This is a genomic window from Neorhizobium sp. NCHU2750 (assembly GCF_003597675.1).
Lineage (GTDB): Bacteria > Pseudomonadota > Alphaproteobacteria > Rhizobiales > Rhizobiaceae > Neorhizobium.
Genome location: NZ_CP030827.1, coordinates 781,404 through 807,404, shown reverse-complemented (window position 1 = coordinate 807,404; position 26,001 = coordinate 781,404). Strand labels below are relative to the sequence as shown.

General features: G+C 63.0%; 27 protein-coding genes and 1 pseudogene. 11 read left to right on the top strand and 17 right to left on the bottom strand.

All coding sequences use genetic code 11. The features are described from left to right. Nucleotides 1–46: 46 nt before the first annotated feature. The 9 genes and pseudogenes from NCHU2750_RS04015 to NCHU2750_RS03975 form a co-directional block, all read right to left on the bottom strand. Nucleotides 47–634 carry a hypothetical protein gene (locus NCHU2750_RS04015; RefSeq protein WP_119939287.1) on the bottom strand — a complete coding sequence of 196 codons (588 nt, stop codon included), beginning with the start codon at nucleotides 632–634 and terminating at the stop codon, nucleotides 47–49. A gap of 90 nt (nucleotides 635–724) precedes the next feature. Next, a complete protein-coding gene (locus tag NCHU2750_RS04010) occupies nucleotides 725–1,132 on the bottom strand; it encodes a type II toxin-antitoxin system VapC family toxin (RefSeq protein WP_119939286.1) in 408 nt (135 codons plus the stop codon). A 56-nt stretch (nucleotides 1,133–1,188) separates the two neighbouring features. Further along, a pseudogene (locus tag NCHU2750_RS04005) lies at nucleotides 1,189–1,428 on the bottom strand (AbrB/MazE/SpoVT family DNA-binding domain-containing protein); the annotation flags it as partial. 55 nt (nucleotides 1,429–1,483) lie between these two features. Next, complete coding sequence (locus NCHU2750_RS04000; protein WP_119939284.1) at nucleotides 1,484–1,678, bottom strand: heavy-metal-associated domain-containing protein; 195 nt, start codon at nucleotides 1,676–1,678, stop codon at nucleotides 1,484–1,486. Nucleotides 1,679–1,705: 27 nt separating this feature from the next. After that, nucleotides 1,706–2,128 carry a Cu(I)-responsive transcriptional regulator gene (gene cueR, locus NCHU2750_RS03995; RefSeq protein WP_119939283.1) on the bottom strand — a complete coding sequence of 141 codons (423 nt, stop codon included), beginning with the start codon at nucleotides 2,126–2,128 and terminating at the stop codon, nucleotides 1,706–1,708. Continuing rightward, entirely contained in the window at nucleotides 2,125–4,629 is a 2,505-nt protein-coding gene (locus NCHU2750_RS03990; protein ID WP_245480382.1) for a heavy metal translocating P-type ATPase, read from the bottom strand. The genes cueR and NCHU2750_RS03990 overlap by 4 nt, the downstream gene beginning before the upstream one ends. Before the next feature lie 211 nt (nucleotides 4,630–4,840). Beyond that, on the bottom strand, nucleotides 4,841–6,514 hold the full coding sequence (locus NCHU2750_RS03985) for an SEL1-like repeat protein (protein ID WP_162939480.1): 1,674 nt from the start codon (nucleotides 6,512–6,514) through the stop codon (nucleotides 4,841–4,843). A 140-nt stretch (nucleotides 6,515–6,654) separates the two neighbouring features. Beyond that, entirely contained in the window at nucleotides 6,655–7,746 is a 1,092-nt protein-coding gene (locus NCHU2750_RS03980) for a helix-turn-helix transcriptional regulator (protein ID WP_119939280.1), read from the bottom strand. Between the two features lie 178 nt (nucleotides 7,747–7,924). Beyond that, nucleotides 7,925–8,401: a YcgN family cysteine cluster protein gene (locus NCHU2750_RS03975; RefSeq protein WP_119942903.1), complete on the bottom strand. Its 477-nt coding sequence runs from the start codon at nucleotides 8,399–8,401 to the stop codon at nucleotides 7,925–7,927. Between the two features lie 211 nt (nucleotides 8,402–8,612). On the opposite strand from NCHU2750_RS03975, the gene NCHU2750_RS03970 reads away from it, so the two are divergent. After that, the gene (locus tag NCHU2750_RS03970) at nucleotides 8,613–10,901 is read left to right on the top strand and encodes a transglycosylase domain-containing protein (protein ID WP_119939279.1); all 2,289 of its coding nucleotides are present in this window, start codon (nucleotides 8,613–8,615) and stop codon (nucleotides 10,899–10,901) included. A 22-nt stretch (nucleotides 10,902–10,923) separates the two neighbouring features. On the opposite strand, the gene NCHU2750_RS03965 is transcribed toward NCHU2750_RS03970, so the two are convergent. Together NCHU2750_RS03965 and NCHU2750_RS03960 are read right to left on the bottom strand one after the other, a co-directional pair. After that, nucleotides 10,924–11,244, bottom strand: coding sequence for a HigA family addiction module antitoxin (locus tag NCHU2750_RS03965; protein WP_119939278.1), 321 nt, complete (start codon nucleotides 11,242–11,244; stop codon nucleotides 10,924–10,926). Beyond that, nucleotides 11,216–11,500: a type II toxin-antitoxin system RelE/ParE family toxin gene (locus NCHU2750_RS03960; protein ID WP_119942901.1), complete on the bottom strand. Its 285-nt coding sequence runs from the start codon at nucleotides 11,498–11,500 to the stop codon at nucleotides 11,216–11,218. Before NCHU2750_RS03960 ends, NCHU2750_RS03965 begins: the two co-directional genes overlap by 29 nt. A 117-nt stretch (nucleotides 11,501–11,617) precedes the next feature. Between NCHU2750_RS03960 and NCHU2750_RS03955 the strand changes: the two genes are divergently transcribed. Beyond that, a complete protein-coding gene (locus tag NCHU2750_RS03955; RefSeq protein WP_119939277.1) occupies nucleotides 11,618–12,205 on the top strand; it encodes a DUF1214 domain-containing protein in 588 nt (195 codons plus the stop codon). Beyond that, nucleotides 12,198–12,845 (top strand): DUF1254 domain-containing protein, encoded by a 648-nt coding sequence (locus NCHU2750_RS03950; protein ID WP_119939276.1) that lies wholly within the window; start codon nucleotides 12,198–12,200, stop codon nucleotides 12,843–12,845. The genes NCHU2750_RS03955 and NCHU2750_RS03950 overlap by 8 nt, the downstream gene beginning before the upstream one ends. A gap of 20 nt (nucleotides 12,846–12,865) precedes the next feature. Here NCHU2750_RS03950 and NCHU2750_RS03945 read toward each other — a convergent pair whose 3' ends face one another. Continuing rightward, nucleotides 12,866–13,072, bottom strand: coding sequence for a hypothetical protein (locus NCHU2750_RS03945; RefSeq protein ID WP_162939479.1), 207 nt, complete (start codon nucleotides 13,070–13,072; stop codon nucleotides 12,866–12,868). Between the two features lie 509 nt (nucleotides 13,073–13,581). Here NCHU2750_RS03945 and panC point away from each other — a divergent pair. From panC to NCHU2750_RS03930, 3 genes are all read left to right on the top strand, one after another. Then, a complete protein-coding gene (gene panC, locus NCHU2750_RS03940) occupies nucleotides 13,582–14,445 on the top strand; it encodes a pantoate--beta-alanine ligase (RefSeq protein WP_119939274.1) in 864 nt (287 codons plus the stop codon). Between the two features lie 165 nt (nucleotides 14,446–14,610). Continuing rightward, entirely contained in the window at nucleotides 14,611–15,171 is a 561-nt protein-coding gene (locus tag NCHU2750_RS03935) for a cytochrome b (protein WP_119939273.1), read from the top strand. Between the two features lie 285 nt (nucleotides 15,172–15,456). Continuing rightward, nucleotides 15,457–16,614, top strand: a complete 1,158-nt coding sequence (locus NCHU2750_RS03930) for a DUF2336 domain-containing protein (protein ID WP_119939272.1) — start codon at nucleotides 15,457–15,459, stop codon at nucleotides 16,612–16,614. A 65-nt stretch (nucleotides 16,615–16,679) separates the two neighbouring features. Here the strand turns inward: NCHU2750_RS03930 and NCHU2750_RS03925 are convergent, their stop codons facing one another. Then, nucleotides 16,680–17,024 carry a DUF1491 family protein gene (locus NCHU2750_RS03925; protein WP_119939271.1) on the bottom strand — a complete coding sequence of 115 codons (345 nt, stop codon included), beginning with the start codon at nucleotides 17,022–17,024 and terminating at the stop codon, nucleotides 16,680–16,682. A gap of 128 nt (nucleotides 17,025–17,152) precedes the next feature. Between NCHU2750_RS03925 and NCHU2750_RS03920 the strand changes: the two genes are divergently transcribed. The 3 genes from NCHU2750_RS03920 (at nucleotide 17,153) to NCHU2750_RS31200 (ending at nucleotide 19,876) form a co-directional block, all read left to right on the top strand. Next, nucleotides 17,153–17,695, top strand: coding sequence for an isochorismatase family protein (locus NCHU2750_RS03920; RefSeq protein WP_119939270.1), 543 nt, complete (start codon nucleotides 17,153–17,155; stop codon nucleotides 17,693–17,695). Between the two features lie 202 nt (nucleotides 17,696–17,897). Next, nucleotides 17,898–18,852 (top strand): IS630 family transposase gene (locus tag NCHU2750_RS03915; protein ID WP_119939269.1). Its coding sequence is split into 2 segments (ribosomal slippage): nucleotides 17,898–18,233 and nucleotides 18,235–18,852, totalling 954 coding nucleotides; the frame shifts between segments, so codons are not numbered across the junction. 223 nt (nucleotides 18,853–19,075) lie between these two features. Continuing rightward, nucleotides 19,076–19,876, top strand: a complete 801-nt coding sequence (locus tag NCHU2750_RS31200; RefSeq protein ID WP_119939268.1) for a CatB-related O-acetyltransferase — start codon at nucleotides 19,076–19,078, stop codon at nucleotides 19,874–19,876. 42 nt (nucleotides 19,877–19,918) lie between these two features. On the opposite strand, the gene NCHU2750_RS30890 is transcribed toward NCHU2750_RS31200, so the two are convergent. Both NCHU2750_RS30890 and NCHU2750_RS03900 read right to left on the bottom strand, forming a co-directional pair. Further along, a complete protein-coding gene (locus tag NCHU2750_RS30890) occupies nucleotides 19,919–21,121 on the bottom strand; it encodes a peptidoglycan-binding domain-containing protein (RefSeq protein WP_245480328.1) in 1,203 nt (400 codons plus the stop codon). Between the two features lie 64 nt (nucleotides 21,122–21,185). Next, the gene (locus NCHU2750_RS03900; RefSeq protein WP_245480327.1) at nucleotides 21,186–22,790 is read right to left on the bottom strand and encodes a sensor histidine kinase; all 1,605 of its coding nucleotides are present in this window, start codon (nucleotides 22,788–22,790) and stop codon (nucleotides 21,186–21,188) included. A 489-nt stretch (nucleotides 22,791–23,279) separates the two neighbouring features. Between NCHU2750_RS03900 and NCHU2750_RS03895 the strand changes: the two genes are divergently transcribed. Further along, on the top strand, nucleotides 23,280–23,747 hold the full coding sequence (locus NCHU2750_RS03895) for a DUF5330 domain-containing protein (RefSeq protein ID WP_119939267.1): 468 nt from the start codon (nucleotides 23,280–23,282) through the stop codon (nucleotides 23,745–23,747). Nucleotides 23,748–23,997: 250 nt separating this feature from the next. Then, nucleotides 23,998–24,420, top strand: a complete 423-nt coding sequence (locus NCHU2750_RS03890) for a SufE family protein (RefSeq protein ID WP_119939266.1) — start codon at nucleotides 23,998–24,000, stop codon at nucleotides 24,418–24,420. Between the two features lie 7 nt (nucleotides 24,421–24,427). Here NCHU2750_RS03890 and NCHU2750_RS03885 read toward each other — a convergent pair whose 3' ends face one another. Next, nucleotides 24,428–25,306: a DUF6456 domain-containing protein gene (locus NCHU2750_RS03885; RefSeq protein WP_119942895.1), complete on the bottom strand. Its 879-nt coding sequence runs from the start codon at nucleotides 25,304–25,306 to the stop codon at nucleotides 24,428–24,430. Further along, nucleotides 25,299–25,964, bottom strand: coding sequence for a helix-turn-helix domain-containing protein (locus NCHU2750_RS31265; protein ID WP_502703817.1), 666 nt, complete (start codon nucleotides 25,962–25,964; stop codon nucleotides 25,299–25,301). Before NCHU2750_RS31265 ends, NCHU2750_RS03885 begins: the two co-directional genes overlap by 8 nt. Between the last annotated feature and the right edge of the window lie 37 nt (nucleotides 25,965–26,001).

Here is a 26,001-nt window from a genome sequence, read left to right as displayed (position 1 = left end):
GGGATGAATTGCATCGGCCGCCCTGCGTCGACATGCTCCCCCTGCCTCACAGGATATCGTAAAGCCTGACGATCCAGCTGACCTGATAGACGATGGCCGCAAGCACGAGTGCGAGCTGGGCTCGTTTCGAACTGATGAACATGGCGGTGATGGAGAGGCCGACAAAGGCTGCCTGGCGGATCGGATATTCCATGCCGAGGGATCGGAAATAGTCCTGCCCCTTGACCAGCGTATCGCCGACATCGAGCAGTGCGGCGAAGGCGAGAAGGCCGAAGAACCAGCGTTTGCGCCTGGTAAAATAATCCTCGAAACCGTCATATTCGGTCATCTGGTCGGGAAACAGCAAGGCGGTGAGCGCTGCGAATACCATGGCATAGAAGATCAGGAAGCCGTAGAGCGGGAAGGTCCAGACCGGCACGAGTACCAGATGGAACTCGTACCACCAGAAATGCACGATGGAGATCAGCAGGAAGACGACCCAGCCCAGATGAACGGGATAGACCTTGATCGTGCCCGGATGCTGGACGAAGCGGGTGAGGCCATTGACCAGCCGGGCGAGGCTCAGCGCCAGAACCATGCCGATAATGGTTCGCACATGGCCGAAATATTCCGCATGACTTGGCAGGGATTGCATCACCGTCCCCCTCTTCGCCCGATCCTGTGCCCGTCGGCATGATTATCGCTTTATCGCCGCCCGGCAAGCGGCGATAAACGTATCTGCCATTCAGGCGGCTTGCGGTGCGATCAGGCGGATGGTCGGGAAATAACTCTTGTAGCGGCCGGTATCGCGCGTGAGGAGGGCCAGATCTTCGACCGCCGCCTGGGCGCCGATGAGAAAATCCGGCAGCACGCCGGTGCGCAGGCCGCCGGAGCGGCGATAGCGGGTAAAGGCCTTGCCGGCGAGAAAAAGGGCGGCGCGGGACAGAGGCAGCATCACCAGCCCCGCCTCGGCCACGAAGGCATCGAGATCTTCGATGCGCGGATAGCGAACGGCAAGTTCGGCATAGACGATATCGTTGATGAAGAGCGGGCCGGCAAGGCTTGCCGCCTCGAGCTGTTCGACTGACCAGCCGGCCCAGACCGGATCGTCGGTCACGAGATCGAGCAGGACATTGGTGTCGACCAGCGTCACTGGCCGCGCCTGTCGTAGCGCTCGCCGGCGTAGTCCTGCGTCTGGCCGTCATCCTGGCTTTCGCCACGGGTAAGCGCCATGATCGCGTCCGTATCGAGGCCCTTACCGGCACCGCCGGCATGGCCCCTGAGGCGGGTAAAGCGGCTTTCGGGCTTTTTGCCGCCGGCCTTGGACAGCACGATGCTGCCATCGGCAGTGCGATGAAAATCCACCTGACTGCCCGGCTTTATGCCGAGCAGGTCGCGCACTGCCTTCGGGATCGTCACCTGCCCCTTGGCCGTCACGGTCGTCGCCATGTCGAAAGCCTCGTAATACCCGATTGAACAGAGGTATTACTTTTCAAGTCTCCGTTCAAGCGGCTTGCGGCGTGTAGCCTGCCTCGCGGATGGCTTCCTCGGCCTTTTCGCGGTCGCCCTCGACGGTGACCTTGCGGGCGGAAAGATCGATGGTGACGGCCGCACCCGGAAGCGCTTCCTCAAGGGCGGCGCGCACGGTCTTTTCGCAATGGCCACAGGTCATGTCGGATACGGTGAAAATACTGGTCATGTCAGAAACTCCTGATTGATGAGATGGTTATGCGTGATGGTCATGTTTCGGGCTTCCGGGTTTTGCGCCGGCCAGATCGTCCAGGATCGGGCAATCGGGGCGGTGGTCGCCGCCGCAGCAATGGGCGAGATGTTTCAGTGTCTCGACCATGGCCTGCATCTCGGCGATGCGGCGTTCGAGATCCTCGATATGGGTGGTGGCCACTTCCTTGACGGCCGAACTTTCGCGGCTCTTGTCCTGCCAGAGTTTCAGCAGCGTCTCGGTCTCTTCCAGCGAGAAGCCGAGCGAGCGGGCGCGCTTGATGAAACGCAGCACATGCACCTCGTCCTCGCCATAGAGCCGGTAATTGCTCTCGGTCCGTCCCTTCGGCGAAATCAGGCCGATCTGCTCGTAATAGCGGATCATCTTGGCCGAGACGCCGGATGCGCCGGATGCTTCGCCGATATTCATGCCTTTGTCTCCAGTGTGGCCGCCGGCCTGAAAGTCTTCAGCCGCAGCGCATTGCCAAGCACGAAGACGCTCGACATGGCCATGGCGGCGGCGCCGATCATCGGCGAGAGCGTGATGCCGAAGGCCGGATAGAGCGCACCGGCAGCAAGCGGGATCAGTGCGACATTGTAGCCGAAGGCCCAGAACAGGTTCTGGCGGATGTTCTTCATCGTCGCGCGGGAGACGGCGATGGCGGCGGCGACGCCGGTCAGTTCGCCACCGACCAGAACCACATCGGCGCTTTCGATCGCCACATCCGTGCCGGTGCCGATGGCAATGCCGATATCGGCCTCGGCGAGTGCCGGCGCATCATTGATGCCGTCGCCGACGAAAGCGAGTTTCTTGAAGTCCTTGCCGCGCAGGGCATGCACCGCCTCGACCTTGCCCTCGGGCAGGACTTCGGCGACCACCTTGTCGATGCCGACCTGTCGGGCGATCGCTTCTGCCGTGCGGCGGTTGTCGCCGGTGACCATGGCGACCTCGACGCCCATCTCCTTCAGCGCGCGGATCGCTGCGATGCTCGATGGCTTCAACGGGTCGGCGACGGCGATGATGGCGGCAAGCCTGCCGTCGATCGCGGCATAGAGCGGGGTCTTGCCCTCGCCGCCCAGCCGGCCTGCGGCCTCGGCGAAAGGTTGGACCGAAACGCCGAGCTTTTCCATGTAGCGGTCGGCGCCGACGGCGATCTCGTGGCCGGAGACATTTGCGCGGATGCCGTAGCCGGTGACGGAGGAGAAGTCCTCGGTCTGCGGAACGGCCAAGCCTTTCTGCGTGGCGGCCTTGACGATGGCGGCGGCGATCGGATGTTCCGAGCGCGCCTCGACGGCGGCAATAAGCGCCAGCGTTTCGGCCTCGTCAAGGCCGTCGGCCAGGATGAAATCGGTCAGTTCCGGCCGGCCCCTGGTGATGGTGCCGGTCTTGTCGACGACGACGGTCGAGACATCCTGCAGCCCCTGCAGCGCGTCACCCCTGCGGAACAGCACGCCGAGCTCGGCCGCACGCCCGCCGCCGCCGACGATCGAGACGGGAACGGCAAGCCCCATGGCGCAGGGGCAGGCGATGATGAGGACGGCGACGGCCGAGATCAGCGCATGGGTGATTTTCGGCTCGGGGCCTGCGATATACCAGATGACGAAGGTTGCGACGGCGAGCCCGATCACCGCCGGCACGAACCATGCGGTCACTCGGTCGATCATCGTCTGGATCGGCAGCTTTGCCCCCTGCGCCTGCTCGACCATGCGGATGATGCCGGAAAGCATCGTGTCGCGGCCGACCTTCTCGGCCGTGAAGCGCAGCGAGCCGGTGGTGTTGACCGTGCCGCCGATGACGGTGGCGCCGGCGGATTTCGACACCGGGATCGGCTCGCCGGATATCATCGATTCGTCGATATTGGACTGACCGTCGATCACCGTGCCGTCGACGGGGATGCGCTCGCCCGGACGGATGACGAGGATATCTCCGGGGACGACCTCTGCCACTGGCACATCGATCTCGCGACCGTCACGCTCGACGCGGGCGGTCTTTGCCTGCAGGCCGGCGAGTTTTTCGATCGCCGCCCCGGTGCGGCCGGTGGCACGCGCTTCCATCAACCGGCCGAAGAGGATCAGCGTGACGATGACGGTGGCGGCTTCATAATAAACGTAGCGGGCCTCCTCCGGCAGGAGGCCGGGCGCGAAGGTCGTGACCAGCGAATAGAGATAGGCCGCCAGCACGCCGACGGCGACCAGCGAATTCATCTCGGGATAACCCCGAAAGAGCGCTGGCAGGCCGATGCGGATGAAGCGCAAGCCGGGCCAGAAGATGACCGCCGTGGCCAGGACAAAATAGAGATAATAAAGGTTCTGCGTGTCGATGACGCCCATCAGCCAGTGATGGAAGGGCGCGTAGACATGGCCGGTCATCTCCAGCACGAAAAGCGGCAGGGTGAGAATGAAGGCGATGGCGAGATCACGCTTCAGCGCTGTCTGCTCGCCGTGATGCATGTGGGCGTGGTCGTGGGCGGCTGCGTGGTTGTGGGCCGACGGCGCGGATAGAGAGGAATACCCCTCCCCACCATGCCGGGGTTGAGTCACCGGTCTCAACCCGTCCTTCGGACCCCCACAAGGGGGAGGGCTTAACCCAGCCGAGCCGCCGTGCCCCAAATGAAGCGGGCGGTAGCCGCGAGTCTTCTCCCCCCTTGTGGGGGAGATGGCCGGCAGGCCAGAGGGGGTGTTTCCATCGGTATGGCTTTCCGGCCCAAGGCCATCCACCACCATCCCCGCTTCGCGCAGCGCATGGTCCATGGCGCCGGCGGGGACTTCGTAGCCGAGCTTGCGGATGGTCTTTTCCAGAACCTCTGGATCGAACCCCTCGCCCGTCTCCACCGTCAGCTTCTTCGTCGCAAAATTGACGGCGCTCGAGGTGATGCCGGGGAGCTTGGCCGCGCCCGTCTCCACCCGGCGCACGCAGGAGGCGCAATGCATGCCTTCGACGGGAATGGTCAGCGGCTCGAAACGGAGCGATGCCTTGTCCGATACATCGTCTGGCAGATGGCCTGAGACATGGTCTGGAACCTGATTTGAAACGAGCTGGGTCATGGGATGCGATCCTTTCGCATTCCCATGTAAGGCTTCCCATCATGGGAAGGTCAAGGGGCACGCACCTGCCGATCGCGGACAAATTGCCGCCAAGGCTTCATTCCCGCGAGAAGAGTTCCTCCAGATCGCGGCGGGCCTGTTCGATATCGCGGCTGTCACCGTTCTTTTCCACCAGCGCGATGCGGCGGCGAAACAGCTGTTCGGCCTCGTCGCGCTCGCCGATATGGAAGCTCGCAATGGCCAGATCGCGCAGCGTCTCATCGATCACCTCCAGCAGTCCCTCCTTTTCGGCGATCGCCAGTCGCTGTTTCAGAAGGGCCACCGAGCGCTCGGGCCGGTCGAGGGCAAACTCGTTCTGGGCAAGATTGGAAAGCACCCGCAGCAGACGGGTATCCTCCATGCCGAAGGCCCGTTCGGCGCGCGACAGAACTTCCGCATTCACCCTTTGCGCCTCGTCGAACTCATCATTCTCATGCAGACAATAGGCGAGATCGACCATGGCGCCGAGGGTGACGACCTCTTCCGGCGGCGGGTCCTTTTCCAGTATGGCAAGGACGCGGCGGTGGAGGGCGATCGCCTCGTCCCACTTGCCATGACGGCCGAGGGTGACGGCCCTCGAGGTCAGGAGCGAGACGCGCTCGCCCGGCGTCATGAACGGATGTTTCTCGTCAATGGCAAGCGCCGTCTCGACCGGGCCCTCATGCTCGGGATTGCCCTGTTTCCACAGGACGAAACCGCGGATCATCGTGGACTTGCCGAGCACATAGGGCGTGTCGGCCGCCGGATTTCCCTTGTCGTCCACCAGCTGCTCGCACACACGCGCGAGTTCGAGCAGCAGCGCCTGAACGCTGAAGGTGCGGTTCGGATCGCGGATCATCTGGCGAAGGTCTTCCAGACGATCTTCCGGCGCAAGGGCGGTTGAAAACTCCTCGCCCATTGCAGCAAGCACACGGTCGATGCCTTCGGCGGCAGCCTTGTAACCCCGGTCGTCGGCCATGCGAAAATAATAGAGCGCCTCGGAAAGATCGCGCTCGACGCCGCTGCCCCGCTCATAAGCCAGCGCCAGCATGAAGGGCGTGTTGCCCATGCCGCCGGGCAGAGCCTCGCGGAAAAGCGCCACGGCCTTTTTCGGATTGGCACGGACGAAGCTGCCACGGTGATAGGCAACACCGAGATTCTGCGCACCGCCGGACTTGCCCTCCTGCATGGCGCGGCGATACCAGTAGACCGCCCTGATGGGATGGCGGCGGGTGCCGCGCCCTTCTTCGTAGCGCAGGCCGAGGCCGATCATGGCATTGCCATCTCCCCATCCGGCACCCTTGCGAAACAGCTTGAACGCCTTGCGCTGGTTCTGTTTCAGGCCCGCCACGCCTTTGGCATAGAAATGGCCGAGATTGTTGGCTGCCGTGCCGCAGCCGGCTTTGGTACCCTTCTCGTAATAGTCGCGCGCCTTGTCGAGATCGATTTTCAGCGGGCCGTCGCCATGCTCGTACATGCTGCCGATATTGTTCATCGCATCGCCATGGCCGAGCTTGGCGGCATGATGATACCAGTCGAGCGCAATCACGAGATCGCGCGTGACGCCGTTGCTGCCCTGATCGAACATGTCACCCAGCACGAAGGCGGCATCGGCTTCGCCTGCCTTGGCCCGAGCCTCCAGTTCCTTGACGGGAACCTGATAAAGCCCGTCCCAGCGCTTCTTCTGGCCCGGTCCGGCCAGGCGCTTTTCGAACATCCGGTCGGCAAGCGTTGCGGCATACTTGATCAGCATGTCGGGTATTCCCCCTCGATCACAGTCCTCGGTCGTGAGAAGGCCCGCCGGACGACAGGCCATGGAGACGGAGGGGAAGATAGGGGGCGAAAACGGAGCGTCCACCTCTTAAGGGTGGAAAGTGTGACTGCGGCTCGGGTTCAGCGTCCGCCCTGCCCTGTGCCCGGCGTGTTGAGGCCCGACAGGAGCAGGACGAGTTCGGCCTGGCGCGTCGTGCCGGTCTTCTGCATGATGCGCTTCAGATGCGAGCGGGCGGTTTCCAGCGAGATGCCGAGGGCTGCTGCCACCATTTCGGGCGTCTGGGCCATGGCGATCCCGCGGGCGACACGTGCTTCGGCCGGCGTCAGGTCGAAGAGGCCGCAGAGAACCCGCATGTCCGGCGGCCCGACCTGGCCGACCTGGGTGACGGCGAGAACCGCCATGGAACGGGAAAAGATATCGCGCGCCGCACGACGCACCGGCATCAGATGCAGGATCAGCGGCGGCGTTCCGTCCCGAAGCGACACCATCGGCACCGATTGCACGGTCGGCGCGGCCTGCGCCTTGTAGCGTTCGATCGCCTCGTCGAGCAGCGCGCGGGCGCCCGAACTTTCCAGCACGATCCTGTCGCCGGCACCGGTGCGGATACGCGGCGACAACGCCTCCATTTCGGGATTGGAGGCGATCATCTGGCCGGTATCGCCGATGACGGCGGCCGGAAGGCCGAGCATGGAAAGCGTCTCCGTCATCGAGCGCGCCTCGTTGAAGGCAAGACGCGAGGCCATGTAGGCGGCACGGGCGAGATCCGGCTTCAGGTCGTTCAGTCTGGCGATCTGCTCATGGGTGAAATTGTCGAGGCCGGCCTTGCGCATCAGGGTGATGACGATGACGTGGCCGGTCGGCTCCTGAAAGGCCCAGCCGGCTTCCCAATCGATGCCGTGGGGTTTCAGGAATTCGCGGGCGATCACGTCACCCTGCATCTCCTCCTCCGTCAGGATATCGGAGGTGCGCACGAAGGAGAAGGGCGAGACCTGCATGGCGCGCGCCGGGCGCGGGTTCTGAAACCTCAGGTCGCTTGAGACGAATTTGGCGAACAGATCGGCAATATTGGGCGTCGTCACATAGCGATGCCTGCCATTGGCATCGACAGTGAAGATCGAGGCGGTCGACGATCCGGCTTCCATGGCCAGCCGCTCGCAAGTCTCCGTCCACAATTCCGGAACAAGAGCTGCCTCATACAGCCGATCTGCCATACTGCCTTGAGCATTCACCACGACATTCACGCCTATTGTCCGTTCGGGCAGAGTGTATTGCCCACCCCATCAACAATATATGCGTTAAATGACATAGAAAAACGTCATGGCGAGAGAAATTTATTTCTTTGGTACGCTACCGTACGTTGCGGAGCGAACCATCTCTTGCCATTGACTCTTAAGCCTTTTCGGCGCGCTCAGTCTCTCCGACATGCAACGGCCAGTCGACGACATAGTCTTCGAAATCGTCGACATCGACTTGCAGTTCACTGACGGTGCGGCCGCGGGCGGAGATGCCGGCCACGTGGACGGTGTCCGGATCGCCGGATACGAGCGGATGCCACCAGTAGAGATCCTCGCCATCGCGCACCAGCCGATAGCCGCAGGTCGGCGGCAGCCAGTGGATCTCGCGCACTTCCTGCGGGGTGAGCTGGATACAGTCCGGCACAGTCTTCTGGCGATTGGGATAATCGCTGCAGCGACAGCTCTTACCATCGAGCAGGCGACAGGCGACCGAGGTGAACACGACATCGCCGGTGTCCCAGTCCTCGAGCTTGTTGAGACAACAGAGGCCACAGCCGTCGCACAGGCTTTCCCATTCGCTCTGGCTCATTTCGTCGAGCGTCTTCAGTTTCCAGAAAGGCAGATCGTTCATCATCACTTTTGCGGCAGGACGATACAAATCGTGTCGGCCGCCCCTTGCATGTTGCGATTTTAGGATCGCGCATCAACCAATTGTCAGCTAATGCTGATTAACCGTGGCCAACTTATGCTCTTGATCGTTGTCAGGCGCTACGTCAAGCCAAACGCAATGTTTCCCTGGGTCTCATGGGGTTCCAAGGGCTTTTGCGGACGGGGGAAAGAAGTTGCAGGACGAACCCAAGGACCGATCGACGTCACCTGAGGAACGGCCGCGCAAGAAGCGCCACCTGCTGCTGCGTATCGACAGCTGGATCGATTCGACCGTCTGGAACCTCGGCTTCAAGCTTGCCGAACTGTGGGAGGAGATCACCATCTTCTTCCGCCGTTTCCGGGTGCGCGGCTGGAAAAAGCTCGTTTTCGAACTTGCCGGAGAGGCGATGACGCTCGGCACCGCCGGCGCCCTGGTGCTGCTGGCGCTTGCCATGCCCGCCTTCGAGGAGACCAAGGAAGACTGGCGCAATCGCGGCGACTTTGCCGTCACCTTCCTCGATCGCTACGGCAACGTGATCGGCCATCGCGGCATCATTCACGAGGATTCCGTGCCGATCGACCAATTGCCGGATACGCTGATCAAGGCGGTGCTGGCGACCGAGGACCGACGCTTCTTCGACCATTACGGCATCGATTTCATCGGGCTCGCCCGCGCACTCACCGAAAACGCCAAGGCGGGCGGTGTCGTGCAGGGCGGCTCGACGCTGACCCAGCAGCTCGCCAAGAACCTGTTTTTGACCAACGAGCGGTCGATCGAGCGCAAGGTCAAGGAAGCCTTCCTGTCGGTGTGGCTCGAGGCCAACCTGTCGAAGAAGGAGATCCTGTCGCTCTATCTCGACCGCGCCTATATGGGCGGCGGCACATTCGGTGTGGCGGCGGCGGCACAGTTTTATTTCGGCAAGAACGTCACCGATATCAATCTTGCCGAAAGCGCCATGCTGGCCGGCCTGTTCAAGGCACCGGCGAAATACGCGCCGCATGTCAACCTGCCGGCGGCGCGCGCGCGTGCCAATGACGTCTTGTCCAACCTGGTGCAGAGCGGCTTCATGTCCGAGGGCCAGGTGATCGGGGCACGGCGCAACCCGGCGACCGCGATCGACCGGGCCGAGGTGAAGGCACCGGACTATTTCCTCGACTGGGCCTTCGACGAGGTGCAGCGGCTGGCGGCGGAAGGCAAGATCAAGGAACATTCGCTCGTGGTGCGCACCACGATCGATACCGGCCTGCAGCAGGCGGCGGATGCGGCGATGGAATCGAGCCTTCGCGAATATGGCGAGAACTACAAGGTCAAGCAGGGCGCGCTTGTGATGATCGAGAATGGCGGGGCGGTTCGCGCCATGGTCGGCGGCCGCGACTATGGCGAAAGCCAGTTCAACCGCGCCACCAAGGCGCTGCGGCAGCCCGGTTCCTCCTTCAAGCTCTATACCTATTCGACGGCGATGGAGCACGGGTTCACGCCGGAGACGACGATCTCGGATGCGCCGATCACCTGGAACGGCTGGTCGCCGCAGAATTACGAACGGTCCTACAAGGGCAAGGTGACGCTGCTTGCGGCCATGGCGGCATCGCTCAACACGGTGCCGGTGCGGCTTGCGAAAGAATATCTCGGCATCGATGCGATCGTGAAGACGGCGAAGGCCTTCGGCGTCGAGACGCCGCTTCGGAAAGACAAGACGGTGCCGCTCGGCACCTCGGAAGTGACGGTTCTCGACCAGGCGACCGGTTATGCGGTGATGCCGGCCGGCGGCATGCAGTCACGCCGCCACGGGATCGAGCAGGTGCAGGGCTATGGCGGCGAGGTTCTCTACGATTTCAACCGCGACGAACCGGCGGCCAAGCGCGTGCTGTCTGAACAGGCGGTCTCGTCGATGAACCGCATCCTCACCCAGATCCCGGTGATCGGCACGGCAAGGCGGGCAGCGCTCGACGGCGGCATCGTCACCGGCGGCAAGACCGGCACGTCGCAGAACTATCGCGACGCCTGGTTCATCGGCTTTACCGGCAATTACACGACCGCCGTATGGTTTGGTAACGACGACTATTCGCCGATGAACAACATGACCGGCGGCACGCTGCCGGCAATGGCGTTCAAGAAGCTGATGGACTATGCGCATCAGGGCGTCGAGCTTCGCGCCATTCCCGGCATCGACAATCCGCTGCCGACCGGCACCCACCGCAAGGGCGACACGGTGGCCGAGCGCAAGGATACCGACCCGGCAATCCTGGCGCTGACGCGGCCGCGCTCCCTGTCTTCGGAGACGACCCGCGTCTTGAAGCAGATCGCCCAGATGCTGAAGACCGCCCCGCCGATCACCGCCGACCCGGAAAAATTCGCCGATGCTGCAAAGCCCGCGGCCGTGCCCGCTTCCCTGCTGGGGCCTGGCACGGACAGCCTCCGCACCGGCGATGTACGCAAGGGCAAGGCGGTGGTAAGCCCGATCCGGACGAATACGATACCGTGAGGGCTGACTTGAAAGCGACCTGTCAGGCAGCTCGCGGACTAATCCGTTCAAGCGCGCTTCCCAGTTCCCGGCGGCGCTGCATCAGGTCGTAATCGGCCTGCAGGCCAAGGAAAAAGCCTTCCGACAGGCCGAAATAACGGGCAAGCCTGAGATCGGTATCGGCGGTCACCGCGCGCTTGCCGAGCACGATCTCGTTGATGCGGCGCGGCGGAACACCGATTGCATGGGCAAGCCCGCTCTGGCTCAATTCCATGGGTTTGAGGAAGTCCTCCAAGAGGATGATGCCCGGATGCGGATTGGGCAACCATTCGACTTCAGCCGTGGTAATCGACGATTTCGACATTGGTGGGCCCTCCTTCGGTCCAGATGAAACAGATACGCCATTGGTCATTGATGCGGATCGAAAAACGCCCGGCGAGATCACCCTTGAGCGCCTCCAGACGGTTGCCGGGCGGGATGCGCAGATCCGAAAGGCTGCGTGACTGATGAAGAAGACGCAGCTTTCTCAAAGCAACGGCCTGCATGTCGGCAGGCAGTTTGCGACTGCGGATGCCCGACCAGATTTTCTCGGTCTCGCGATCGGTAAACCCCTGGATCATGAGGCAATCATAACGCATCGCGTTATGGCTGACAATCGGTGGCCTGCTGCACACGGTTTCGTCCCGGCCAAATCAATGCTACCCCTTGGCCAAAGGATTCGAGGACGAAAATCAGTCGTGTTGCGTGTTCCCCTTCTCGTCGCAATCGCGCTCGCCATCGCCTTTTCGGGCGGGATCTGGTCGACCCGGCTGGCGCTCAATGCCACGATCGGTTTCGGCGCGATCAAGCTCGGCGCGTGGGAAGCATTCCCTCAGGCGCAGACGGCCGATGCAGACCCTTATGCCAAATCGCACCGGGCCAATGCGGGAAAGCTGCTCTATGCGACGGCGGAGGGCTTAAGCTTCATCGCCTCGACGGATGACAGCGGCGCGCGGCTGGTCGGCAGCTGTAGCTACGCGCTTTCCGGCGATACGCCTTCGGCGCGCTACTGGACGCTGTTTGCCACCGGGCCGGACGGGCGTCCGCCTTCTTTCGGCGCCGACCGGCCGACGGCGCTCAATTCCCGTATGGTGCTGCGCGAAGCCGATGGTTCCGCCGACATTACCATCGCCGCCACGGCGCGCGCCGGAAACTGGCTTGCGGTGTCGCCACAGGCGCCGTTCCGGCTGACGCTGACGCTGCTCGACACCCCGGCGGCCGGCAGTTCCGGCCTGATCGACCTTTCCATGCCGTCGATCCGCAAGATCGGATGCGGCCATGCCTGATTTTTCCGGTTTTCGTGGCTTGCGTGGCTTTCTTGGCTTTCTGGGGATCGGCTCGTTGCGGCGTGATTTTCTCTGGCTGAAGATCCTGTTTGCCATCGTCACCGGGCTTGTCGGCGCGGCACTTCTGCATCTGATCATCATCTTCTCGCTGCCGCAGTTTTCGCAGCACGACGCCTATACGCGGATCATCGCCGAGGGTGAGAGCCATCGTTTCTACCGGCTTGGCGAAAAGCCCGACCGGGCGGGGCTTGCCAAGGAGGATCCGATGATGGAGACGGCGGTCTGCTCGTTCGATATCAGCGATGCACCGGTGAGGCTTGCGGCACCGAATGGCGGCGTACCGTTCTGGTCGCTCGGCGTGTTCGATGCCTCTTCGGACGAGGTGTTTTCGATCAACGACCGGACATCGGCAGACCATGTTCTGGATGTGGTGATCGGGACACCGGCGCAGCTTGCGGTGTTGCGCAAGAGCCTGCCGCGCGGATTTTCACAGACTGTGCTGGTCGAGAGCCAGCAGACGGAAGGCTATGCGGTGTTACGGGGGCTCGTCACGCATCAGAGCGTCGCGCCGGCCGTGTCGCAGTTTTTCGATCAGGCAACCTGCGCACCCTTCCAGTGGCGCACGCGGGGCCAGCCCTAGAGACCGGTCGATCTCTTCTCTTATATCAGCTCGACGCGGCCGCCGTGGTTCTCCGCCTTGCGGTCCATGCGGTCGTCGAAGCGTTCGTAGCGGATGCCGGTGAACATCACCACTTCGCCCGCAAGTGCGAGATCGGAGGATGTTGCCTTGTCACGACGCTGGCCGGAGGGAGATGCCTTCTTCCCCTGTCGGTCCCGCCATGCATTCATTACCACTATCTCTGCCATGCTCGTCTCCATTCAAGGGATCGAGACGGATGAAAGACGGTTTTATTTCATCCTGCCCTCAAGGGGCTGACGCACCCGTTTCCTCATTAGGGAGTTCCCGGACATCCGCGCCTTTCTCGTCAAAGCGCCCGCTTTCCGGGCGCAGCGACAGTTCATCCACCGGTTCCGCCTCGGCCGGCAGGTGGCAACGGACATTTCGTCCGACTGCCCGTTTCCGGCCATTCGACCGGTTGTGTCTTCGAGTGAGCCACAACGCGGTAAACAAGAGGTTAACGCTAATGTAACGCCCGGTAGCATTCCATCGGTCCGATCCGCCATAGAAACGCGGTGTTGCAGATTTGGTTCACCGGATAGATGCGGGAACGGCAAAAATCTGTGGGGTTGTCGCAAACAAGGCCCTCATCCCGGCCACCTTCCCGGCATTGGCAGACGAGAATTGCAGCAAAGCCGGTACCGGTCGGCCCCCCTCTCCTGTAGAGGTGCGGCACGTCAAAGGGGCTGGAGACACCATGCAGATCATTTCCACCATCACCGAATTGCGCAGCGCAATCGCCGCCCTCAGGCAGCCGGGGCAGAGCGTCGGCTTCGTGCCGACCATGGGGTATCTGCATGACGGCCATCTCGGCCTCGTCTCCCGCTCGCGAGCCGAAAACGCGGTGACGGTCGTGTCGATCTTCGTCAATCCGCTGCAGTTTTCGGCAAACGAGGATCTCGACACATATCCGCGCAATCTTGACGGGGATGCAGCGCTTCTGCGGCAAGCGGGCGTCGACATTCTCTTCGCGCCCGGCGTGAAGGACATGTATCCTCGCCCGATGCGGGCGGTGGTCGACGTGCCGGCGATCGGAAGGCAGCTCGAGGGCGAGGTCAGGCCGGGACATTTTGCCGGGGTCGCCACCGTCGTCTCGAAACTGTTCAACATCGTCCAGCCGGACAATGCCTATTTCGGCGAGAAGGACTACCAGCAGGTGATCGTCATCCGGCAGATGGTGGAGGATCTGGCCATGCCGGTGACGATCTGCCCGGTCGCCACCGTGCGCGATCACGACGGACTGGCGCTGTCGTCGCGCAATGTCTATCTCGACGCCGCAGAGCGGCGGGCGGCAATCATCCTGCCGCGCGTGCTCGACGAGGCCGAGCGACTGGTCGCCGAGGGCATCACCGACCCGGACGAAGTGGAAGCGCGGGCAAGGACACTGATCGCGACCGAGCCGCTTGCCGATGCGGAGATCGTTGCCCTGCGCGATGCCGAAACGCTCGAGCGGATTTCCCGTATTACGGCGCCGGTGGTGCTGGCGCTGTTCGTGCGGATCGGCACGACGCGGCTCCTCGACAACCGGGTGATCTCTCCGAAGCAAGCTGCCCTCGGCTGATCTATCCCGGCCGGCCGGACGCTCTGCCGACGGCGAGCGATGGCGAAAGAGATGGCACAGGGGACGGCAACACAACATTGCCGGGAATTAATGCGCAACCGCAGCGGCTTCATGCCATGCTGGAGGCACAAGATTCGCCCCTGTTGCCAGACCCGAGAGACTTCGATGACGACCACTTATCACGATGCGGCTTCATCGCGGCCACGGCTGCGCTATACCGGCGCCCAGCGCCTGCTGCACTGGGCCATGGCATTGGTGATCATCGCCGCACTCGGGCTCGGGCTCTATTGTGCCTATCTTGGACACGGTTCGCCGCAACGGGAATTGCTGATGACCATCCACAAGTCGCTCGGCATGACCGCGCTGGTGCTGATCGTGCTGCGCATTCCCATCCGCGTGACGAGCGGCGAGCCCGGATGGAAGGCTACTCCCGGCCGGGCAACGCGGATCGCCTCGCATGCGGCACACGGCATCCTCTATCTGCTGATGCTGTTGATGCCGCTGTCGGGCTATATCACGTCAACGTCGGAAGGCCGTACCGTGCCGTGGTTCGGCCTGTTCACCTGGCCCGACCTTCTTGCCGAGGACAAGCCTTTCGGCCGAATGGTCGGCACCGTCCACAAATACGGCGCCTATGCCTTCTTCACCATACTCGGCCTGCATCTGCTGGCCGTCATCTGGCACCGGTTCGTCAAGCGGGACGAAGTTTTGTCGCGGATGCTTTAAACGCAGGCTGCCATCCGGCATCGCGTCACAAATCCCATGGATCGCCGCAGTTTTTCCACAGCGGAGCTGTGCCGAAACGGGGCGTCTTCACCAAGCGTTAACCCTGCCGCCCTAGCATGATTTTCACCTAGAGGGGCGAGGTGTGCGGGCATGTGGCGCCCGCTCGTTTGAACCCTTCACCGGGAGTTCCCCAGGCAAGGTAGGATGCGATCGACTGCCGGTTCCGTCCGGCGGGTGATGTATTTCCGGCGACTTTGTTTTGTATTGCGTTCGAAGAGTTGGCCCGTGACCGGTGAGTTTCGAGATCTTGAAAGACCGCAGGCGATGCGCAGGAAGGACGTCGTGCTGATGGCCACTGTGACGAGCTTCGAGGGTTTGCCCCATCCGACCCGTTCGGAACTGCGGCAGTTTGCCGAACTTTTCATGCCGCTGTTTTCCGCCTCCTCCGACGAGGCGCGCCGCCAGGCGGTGGCCGCGCTGTCGCAGTCGAAGACGGTGCCCGGCCCCGTCGCCTTCTTCATCGGCAGCCAGCCGATCGCGATTGCAGCCCCTTTCCTGATGACCTCGACCTGCCTGAGCGACGAGGCGCTGGTGGCGATCGCCCGCTGCCAGGGAACAGAGCATGCGCGCGCGATCGTGCGGCGCGAGGCGCTGTCGCCTGCCGTCATCGATGCGCTGGTCGGTATCCGCCCGGAAGCCGCGCGGCAGGCCCGCAATGGCGCGGCCGAAACGCCGGTCGCAGCAGAGGAAGCGGCCATCGACGTCGGCCCGCAGGATCCCGAAAGGCTTGCGCGCGAAGAAGACCTGCGCCGCCGCATCAAGCTTCTCGCCGGCCATATGGAGCGCATGCCCGGTGACCGGCTGGGCTTGAGAAGCCTGACGCCGGTGCAGGAAGCGCTGCTCATCCGCTTTGCCCGCAACCGCGAGGCGGATTTCATCGTCTCGCTGCTTTCCGACATATTGACCGCGAGCCGCTGGCTTGCCGAACGCATCCTGCTCGACCTTTCCGGCCGCCAGCTTGCCACCGTGCTGAAGGGCCTCGGGCTCAACCTTTCCGACGCCGTCTATGTGCTGACGCGGCTCTACGGCCATCTGGCGGAGACGGAAGACGGCATCAGCGAGGCGGAAGCCCTGTGGCAGTCGCTCGACGAGAATGCCTGCGGCGAGCGGGTGGAAGGCTGGCGCCGGGCAGACCGGCAGACGCATCCGCAACCCGCCTTCGCCACCACCTCACCCGAGGCTTACCCCTCCCTTACCTCTTCCCTTGCCTCCTCTCTGGCCCCCTCTCCCGCCGCATCCGTGGCTGAGGAACAGGCCTCGGGGGACGATCTCTACAGGGATCAGGACTATTGGCAGGATCTTGAGGGTATAGAACTCCACGATCGGCCGCACAGGACGTCGGCGACCATCCGCCGGCGCGTTTCCGGCTCACGCATGCGCTGACCCGGCGCGGATACGCAGGCAAGGCTGGGCATTGCCGGATCGAGACCGCTTGACGCGGCAAGGCCTCACCCGGACGTCACCACCGGAAAAAGATCGCCGATCTCGTCGATTTCAAGTTCGACGAGCCACAGGTCCGGATCGAAGCGCAGCTCGCTTTCCAGTGCCTTGCGGACGTCATCCGCCTCCGCCCGGACCAGCCGCGTCTCGAACTTGCGCTGGCCGTCATCCTCCGCATCGAAGAAATTCTGCGGCGCCGGCGCGAACAGGCTCTCCAGTCCGTCACGGAACCGCTGGCGAATGAAGATCGCCCCTGCCTGCTCCGCCCCCTTGTGCTCCACAGCCGCAAAGCCCCCCTGCGAGAAGACGCGGCGGACAAGGGCGGAGACATAGATTTCGGAGCGAAGGCGCATGGTGAGGGTTTAGAGCGGTTTGCGGGTCCGGGGAAGTGGGGAGCCCCCCAATTCCCGCCCCTATCCGCCCACACCTTCCCGTGCTAGGCCCGCCTCATGGCATCTTCGGGCATAAGGGGATCGAGACATTGAAACGGGCACTTGTCATTATCGATATGCAGATGCTGATGCAGCAGCGGCTCGATGCCGGGCGTGACTGCGTGAATGGCGATGCGATGGACAGGATCGCAGCGCTTCTTTCGGCATTTCGCAAGGCCGGCGAGAGCGTCATCCATGTTCGCCATGCCGAGCCCGACCCGACGTCCCCCATGCATGCGGGCGCCCCTGCCCAGGAGATCATGCCGGGTGCGGAGGCTTGCGAAGGCGAAGCGGTGTTCGTCAAGTCCACTTCGTCTCCCTTTGCCTCGACGGACATGGAAAGGCACCTGCGCGACGCCGGTATCGACACGCTCGTCGTCACCGGCGCGGTTGCCGGATTCTGCGTCAACACGACGGTCAGGGCCGGCTCGGATCTCGGCTTCACGATGATCGTCGTGCGTGACGCGGTGATGGGCTTCGACCTGCCCGACGAACACCTGTCGGCGCGGACGATCTTCGACGTGACGATGGCTCATCTGAAATCCGATTTCGCCGAGATGGTCGAGACGAGCGCGATCGTGTCCGAGGCGTAGAGCGCAGGCGATCCTCGCCGACGGGCCGATACACCGCCTGGATTGTGTCATCCCCATGTCACCATAGGTTGTTACCATAGCCCGTGTGGAATGCGTCAGCGACGGCCCGGCAACGGGACTAAAGCGTGTCGCCGTTAACCGGATTCAGGATTCCAGTTTGGCTTGAAGTATGATTCACTTTGCCCACGGAAGGAGAAGCACCATGGGCAAGCCGCATCCGATCGAGTTGCGTGAGCGTGTTGTTGCGTTTGTGAATGAGGGTCATAGTAACCGTGAAGCCGCTCGGCATTTCCGGGTTTCGCCTCGGTTCGTCAACAACATGGTGATCCTGCATCGGTTATCCGGCTCTCTGATCGCCGCCAAGCAGGGGCACCCGCCTGGTGGTGCGAAGCTCTTGGCGCATGGTGATTGGGTCCGCGAGCGGATGTCGGCCCACGGCGAAACGACGTTGGATGAACTGTGCGTTGCGCTTGCCGAGCGCGGCATCGAGGTTCACCGCGCCACGGTCGGGCGGTTTTTGCACCGGCTCGGGCTCAGCAATAAAAAAAAGCCTCAAGGCAAGCGAGCAGCGCAGGCCGGAGATCGCCAAGGCGCGTGACCTGTGGATCAACCGTCGAAGGCGGTTCTTCAACAAAGCCTTGTCACGGCTCATTTTTATCGACGAGACATCCACGAATACGCGCCTGACAAAACGCACCGGATGGTCTGCCAAAGGCAGTCGCTTTGCCGCCTATGCTCCGTTCGGGAAATGGAGGACGCAGACCTTCATTGCCGGACTGCGCTGCCATGGCCTGACCGCACCGTGGATCGTCGACGCTCCGATGAACAGCCGCATCTTCGAAACATGGATTGAGACACAGCTTGTGCCGACACTGTCGCCCGGCGACGTCGTCATCCTCGATAATGTCGGCTTCCACAAAAGCGAACGAGCGGAACAGTTGATCAAGGCGGAAGGCGCATGGCTTCTATTCCTGCCGCCTTATTCGCCAGACCTGAACCCCATCGAAATGGCATTCTCAAAACTCAAGGCACTCCTGCGAAAGCGAGCGGCACGAAGCTTCGATGCAATTGCCAATGCTCTCGGTGACATCATCAGCCTCTTCTCCGTCACAGAATGCATAAACTTCTTCAAGGCAGCAGGATACGAGGCTGAATAAATGCGACACGCTTTAGTCGCACCTGGGCGCACGCCTGCGCATGGGTTTCTCGGCCTGCCGGAGCGATCCACCCCCGGTTGATTATTTCTGGGGGAAACAGTGCGGCGGCACATTGCGCGACTTCCACCCCCGGTAGACTCACCTGATAAATTGCAAGCAAGACCCCGAAAATGAGACCGGGATCGACTGGATTTGCAAATCGTTCAGAGGCGTAGCACGGGACATGATCTTAACGGCGTCGGACCTCAGCCTGATGTGGGAATTTCGCGTCCTGTTTCAGCCCAATGCGCCGCCGCCGCAGGCAAACAGCTATGGATGGCTGCGTTCCGAGCGGCGGCTGGAGGTGAAGACCGAGGTGACCATGGAACCCTATACCGGTCTCTATGGCGGCCCCTATGTTCCCAGCATCGGCGGGCTTGCCTATTCCGGCTTTAGCTCGATCGGGCTCCTGTCATACGCCTATTCGCCCCTGCCCGAGCCGATGACGATCGGGCGCTACTGTTCGATCTCATCGGGGCTGACCATTCTGGACAGCTATCACCCGCTCGATCTGGTGACGACCTCGATCATCACCTTTCGGGATAAGAACGTGCTCTGCCGCGATTTCACCAGCGAGGATGAGGTCTCCCGATATAACTGGGACGTCTATGGCAACAGGCCGTTTCCGACGCTCGGGCACGATGTGTGGATCGGCCGCGACTGCACCTTGCAGATGGGCATCACGATCGGCACCGGCGCGGTGATTGCCGCCAACAGCTTGGTCACCAAGGATGTGCCGCCCTTCGCCATCGTCGGCGGCAATCCGGCAAGGATCATCCGCTACCGCTTCGACGAGGAGACGATATCACGCCTGCTCGCAAGCGAATGGTGGACCTATCACCCGAAGATTTTATCCGGGATCGGGTTCAACAACATTCCGCATTTTCTCGAGGAGATCGCGCTCCGTAAGGACGACAAGACGGCAAAGCTTACCCTGCCGGTGCTGAGGATCAACGATGCGGGGATAGAGGCGGCGATGCCCTAAGGCGTTCCGCGCGGGTGACGAATTTTCGAACAACAGAGCGCCTCAGAGCGCCCCAATCGCCTTCAGCTTGTTCAGGACCATCTGGTCCGGTTCGCCGGTTTCGGGCAGGCGGTAGTGTTTCTGGAAGCGGCGGATGGCGGCCTTGGTCTGGGTGCCGGCAACGCCGTCGAGTTCGACATCGGTATAAGCGATGTTCGACAGGCCCTTCTGGATCTGCAGCACCATATTGCTCGGTAGCGGCGTATCGCTGCGCTTTGCGACCGGCACGACGGCTGCTCCGCCGCTGCCCGGTATGGAGGCAGGCGGCAGCATGGGCTGGTGTTCGGCGGAGCGGATCGCCGCCGTGATCGGGTCCATTCCGCGGGCCGCAACCTTGACCGGCTGGGCGGCGTGCTGGCCCGAGGATTGTCCCATGGGCTGGCTGACCGGCTGCATTGCCTGCGGGCGGCTTGCGGCAACAACCGGGCGCGGTGCCTGGCGCGGGATCGGCGTCGGCGCCTGCGGATACGACTGCAGGTTAGCGGTCTGCACCTGGTTCTGCTGGGATTGTCCCGCTTGAGATTGCAGGGCGGCGAGGACGGCGGGCGTCGGGGAGCCATCCTGCGGCAGGCCTGAGGCTTCCTCGAAGAACAGGATCGCGGCCTGGGTGCGCGGGCCCATCAAGCCATCTGCGGCGCCATCATAAAGGCCGCGGCCAGCGAGTGCCTTCTGGATGCTGGAGACGAGTATCGGGTCGACCGCAGGTGTCGAGCCGGAGGCCGTCTGCCCGGCGCCGGATTGCCCCGCGATGAGCGCGCGGACATCGTCGGTCGGCGCGGCCGTGCTCGCGGTCTGGTTTGCGGGGACGGCAGCCGGCAGGCCGGTATAGGGCTGGTTCTGGGCCGGCTGGCTTTGGGCCTGCTGGTTCTGAGCTTGCTGGTTTTGGGCCTGCTGGCCCTGCTGGTTCTGGCCCTGCTGGTTCTGGGCAGCCTTGCCGCCCACCGGCGCGCGTTCGATGCGGAACGTCGTGACGTCGGCCGGATCGGCAGGCTTGAAGGGCCGGTAGCCGGCAATGGCGTTCGGATCGCCCGGATCGCGCGTCGCAAGGAAGGGCGACAGGTGGCCGCCCTGCGGCTGGTACCACAGCGCGTTGGCGGCGACGAAGGAGAAGGCGACGATGAAGACGGAGGCGTAGAAGCTCGGCTTCGGATTGCGGATGATGGTGCGGCCGATACCGGATGCGGCACCGCCGGCGCCGGACACCATAGCGCCGCCCGCGCCCGCAAGGATGCGGGACGGAAGGCTTCTCTCCTTCGCTGTCCGTCGCCCTTTAGGCGATTTTCGCTTCCGCGTTGTCATTCACACATCCCAGCCCGTTGGCCGGCTCGTTTGCCAGCTCTCTTGCGCCCCGCTCCATCGCGGGCTCTTCCATCATGACCTTTTCATTGACTGTCTTCAACTGCACGGGGCAAAGACGCGGCGGGAACTCCACCGTTTCCGCCCTGTCATCGCCGCCTTCGGCATCGGGGCCGGCCAGCGGCAGGGTGATCGTCACAAGGGTGCCCTCGCCCGGTCGGCTCGATATCGCAAACGTGCCTCGGTGAAGCGAAACCAGTCCCTTGACGAGCGCCAGGCCGAGGCCGGTGCCTTCGTAATGGCGGGTATAGCCGTTTTCCACCTGGGTGAAAGGCTGGCCGAGGAGCCCGAGCTTTTCCGGCGCGATGCCGATGCCGGTATCGCTGACGGTGATGACGAGATCGGACCCCGACAATGCGGCGTCCATCGACACGACGCCGCCGCGATCGGTGAACTTGATGGCATTGCCGGCGAGATTGATGAGGATCTGCTGCACGGCGCGGCGGTCGGCTGTGACCTCCGGCAGGCCGCGCGAGACGCGGGTGGTGAGCAGCACGCCCTTGTCGCGCGCCTGCAGGTCGAGCATGGCGCGGCAGGTTTCCACCGCATCGGCGGCAGCGAACGGCTCGACCATCAGCTCGTAGCGGCCGGCCTCGATCCTCGACATGTCGAGCATGGTGTTGACGACCGAAAGCAGGTGGCCGCCAGACTGCCGGATCAGCCCGACATATTCGCGCTGGCGATCGTTTTCGAGCTTGCCGAAATATTCGCCGGCCAGAACATCGGAAAAGCCGAGAATGGCATTGAGCGGCGTGCGCATCTCGTGGCTGACGGCGGCGAGGAAGCGCGACTTCGTCTCATGCGCCGAACGGGCCTCTTCCTGCCGATGCTCCGCCTCGCGGCGCAGGGCGTCATATTCGGAAATGTCGCGAGCCTGGGCAAACACCTGCACGAGGCTGCCCTCGGCATTGCGGATGGCGGTGAAATCGAAACGGATGAGGACGAACTGGCGGCTGTCTTCGGCAGACAGCGCCTTGCGCACCCGGACATCTGCCTCAGCGCTCGAGGCGCCCTGACGCAGCATGTCGAAGGCCTGCATCAGCGCGATGCGGTCGGAGACATGAACGCGTTCGGCAAGCGCATCGCCTGCGCAATCCTTCAGCGATGCCGGAAAGAGATCACGGTCGCGGCCGCCGAGACGGACCACCATGCCCTGCGCGTCGAGCGACAGGGCGAGACCCGGGCAGGCATCGAAGGCGAGATCATCGGCAGCAGCGGCAAGAGGCTGGACCTGACGCGAGCGGGCAAGTGCCACTGCGGCAAGGCCGAGGAAGCCGGAGAGCACGAGGCCGACGCCGACGGGCAGCGCCAGAACCGGGCTTAAGACGGTGGTGAGTGCCAGCGGCGCGAGAGGCAGTGCGACGGCAGCTGCGATCGACAGGCGGCGCAGGCGCAGGATCTCGGCGGCGCGCATGGCGTCACCACCAGCGGTTTCACCGCAGATGCTGGCAAGCCAGCGTTCGGCAGTCTCATCGACGACCCGAACGGCCTTCCCGGCAATGTTACCCAATACGCGCACGCAATACCCTGACACGGTCACTTTTACGCGGCCACATTAGGCGTCCGCGACTTAAAGAAAGGATAAGAATGCGTGATTCGCTACCCTGCCAGAAGGCTGCAGATCGGCGTTTGGCCCATAATCGGGCACCCATCTCCGCTTGTGGTTAACGGGGCGTAAGCGATGGAATTGGTTTGATTTTTTCCAGTACGTTAAGACTTGTGGCAGGGCCTGGCATGCAAAACGCCTTGCCTTCCGGCCGATTGCCCCATTTATGCTTAACGGCAGTCGATAAAGTTTGCGGAAAATGCCGTTCGAAGGCCGCCAATTGCGCCTGCAGAACGGCATTGATTCAAATTTTAGTCAAATCCGAGCAGCGCCGTCAAAGGCGTGTTCGCTTCCTCTGGCTAGGGTTGTGTTCAAGAGCGGCACAGACCGGTCGCATGGTGGGACACTCCATTGGAGGCCTGCTGTGGAAAAGCAGGCGGGCAAGGTCAGGGTAACGAGACGATGTGGTTTCTGATCAAGGGAAGTATCTTCTTTGCGGCGGTGCTGGTGGTGCTTTCGTACTTCAGCAACCGACCGGTCAATCAGAGCGAAGGCGCCCAGACCGTTCAGGTCGGCGACGCGATCTCGGCTGCGACGGGTGCCTATAGCTATATTGCCGGACTGTGTGCCGAAAAGCCGGATGTCTGCCAGAAGGGCGCGGAAACGCTGTCGGTTCTCGGCGCCCGTGCTGCGGAAGGCGCGCATGTGGCTTTCGAACTGCTCGACAGCCAGTTCGGCGACAAGAAGGACAAGACTGCCAGCGCTGCCACCATCCAGAGCCGGGATGTGGCCCAGGTGCCTGCGATGAAGCACGATCCCAATCCGACGCCCTTTCCGGTCGCCGCCGGCCCTGTGACACAGTCGATCCCGGCATCCGACCCGATCTATACCGGCACCGTGCCGCTGCCGCTGAAACGACCGCATCCCTGAAGCCCGCATCCTGAAACGCCCACATTCGGTTAAGCCAGGACGGATTTCGACGACCTTGCGCCGGGCTCCCATGCCACGGTACCCGGCGCCTGACTGCCCATACTCACATCGGCGATTGCTGACGCCGCAAGGATTAAACCCCTTGCGGCGATTTTTCTTTTGCGGCCTCACGCAGCGATCGAGATTTTCCCTGTCATCGGCGGGCAAAATACCTATATGGAAAAGCGATAGAACCAAGACCGGGCAGATAATGGCACAGCTTCAGCAGATCATCGACGACTTCGCCTTTCTCGACGACTGGGAAGACCGCTACCGCTATGTGATCGAACTCGGAAAGGCGCTTCCCGATCTTCCCGAAGAGCAAAAGACCTCGGAAAACAAGGTTCAGGGCTGTGCGAGCCAGGTGTGGCTGGTGAGCCATGTGGCGGACGACAGCGCCGATCCGGTGATGACTTTCGACGGCGATTCGGATGCGCATATCGTGCGTGGCCTCGTTGCCATCGTGCTGGCCACCTATTCCGGCAAGCATGCGTCGGACATCGTCGCAACGGACGCGCTCGACATTTTCGATAAAATAGGCCTCGTCGAACATCTTTCCTCGCAGCGCGCCAACGGTTTGCGCTCGATGGTCAAGCGCATCCGCGAGGAAGCAAGGCTGAAGGCGGCCGCCTGAGCGCCGGTCAACCGGCCGAGCGGCCATAATCGGCAACAGCCGGCCTGAAATCCTCGGCGCCCCAGTGATGGTCGCGGCGTGTTCTGGCCGGCGGCGGCGCATAGTGGCGGGCGAGCGCCATCAGCGCGGTGCGCAGCATCAGCTTGGCGGAACGGACCGGCCACTGGCGCTCGCGCTCCACCAGTTCCAGCCCTTTGCCGAAACAGCAGATATCGGCGGCGACGCCCGACAGTTCCGGCCCCATCGCCTCCATGGCGCGGCCGAAGCGACGGCGGGCCTCGATGGCGCTTGCGGCAATCTCCGACATGCCGCCCGCCTCGCCCTTCGAGCGGGATGAGAGGCGCGGTTCCCAGGAGGCGGTGATGCGCGGCTGCAACTGGCCGCGGGTGAAATCGGCGAGCAGGCGCTCGCCCGCTTCCAGAGCGTCCGGCGGAAAGTACGGCTCGCCGGCCTTGTCCTTCAGGCGTGACAGGGTGGAAAGCGGCGATTCATCGAGATTGCGGCTGACCTTGTGGCGCCGGCCTTCGAGCTCGACCGTGGCGGCCACGATATCGCGGTGCTGGCCGGCATAGGCGTCGGCCGGTTCCCTCTCCTCACCGGTGGCCTGCGGCCGCAGATCTGCGCCTGCTGCCGTTCCCGCCTCAAGCAGCATGGCCCGCTTGAAGAAGGCCTTCGCCTCGGGCGCGGCAGACAGGAGGCCCGCCATCTCCCGCACAAGGCCGAGCGACAGGGCCTGACGCAGAACCTCCTCGGCCACGACGACGTCACCGAGCCTGACGCGGCCATCAGAAAGCCATTCCGGCCGGATGCCGGGTTTTCCGAGCAGTGTCCGCGCAAGGCGCAAGAGCGGTTTCGACGGTCTGTCCGGCAATGAGTGATCATTCATGACCGAGCGCTCCATCGTGATCCGCATCGCTTTGCGGGCTGATTTCCGGACCGCTCTCCGGGTTTATCTCTGGAACGCCATCCCGGCCTGCCCCCCGCCTGCCCCTGGCATGGCTAGCGGCATCGCCCTTACGGGGCGCCTGCATTGCGGCCGACCGGGTCGGGGCAATATCGAGCCGGGCGATCTGCTGGGCGAATTCGGCCCTGGTGAAGGGGCTCCGCGAAAATTCGGGCATGGCAAATTCCGGCAGGATCAGACCGGTCGGGCGGAAGACGGCGGTCGACAGGCGCTCGATCAGCGAGACGAACTCGTCGAAGGCCGCATCGTCGCGGCGGTCCTCGACCACATGGCAGGCATGGCCGACCGTGGTGCGGTCGCGCCCGAAGGCGGCGCCGATATCACTGAATGACATCTGCAGCGCCACATGGCAGACATACATGGAGATCTGACGCACATGGCAGGCGGGCCGCCGCCTGTCCCGACGCACCAAGACGCGATCGTTCAGAAGGCCGAGCATTTCGGCGGTGATCTGGCTGACGATGCGGCAGACCGTGCGGGCGGGCAGGCTTGCCGGATAGGACGGGCGTGCCGGATCGGCGAGAAGGGCGGCCGGTGCCGCGGGCGTCGCCCTGGTAGGGACTGGATTCTCAAAAGGCATGACAACTCCCTCGTGAATAGGAATTAATTCATACACC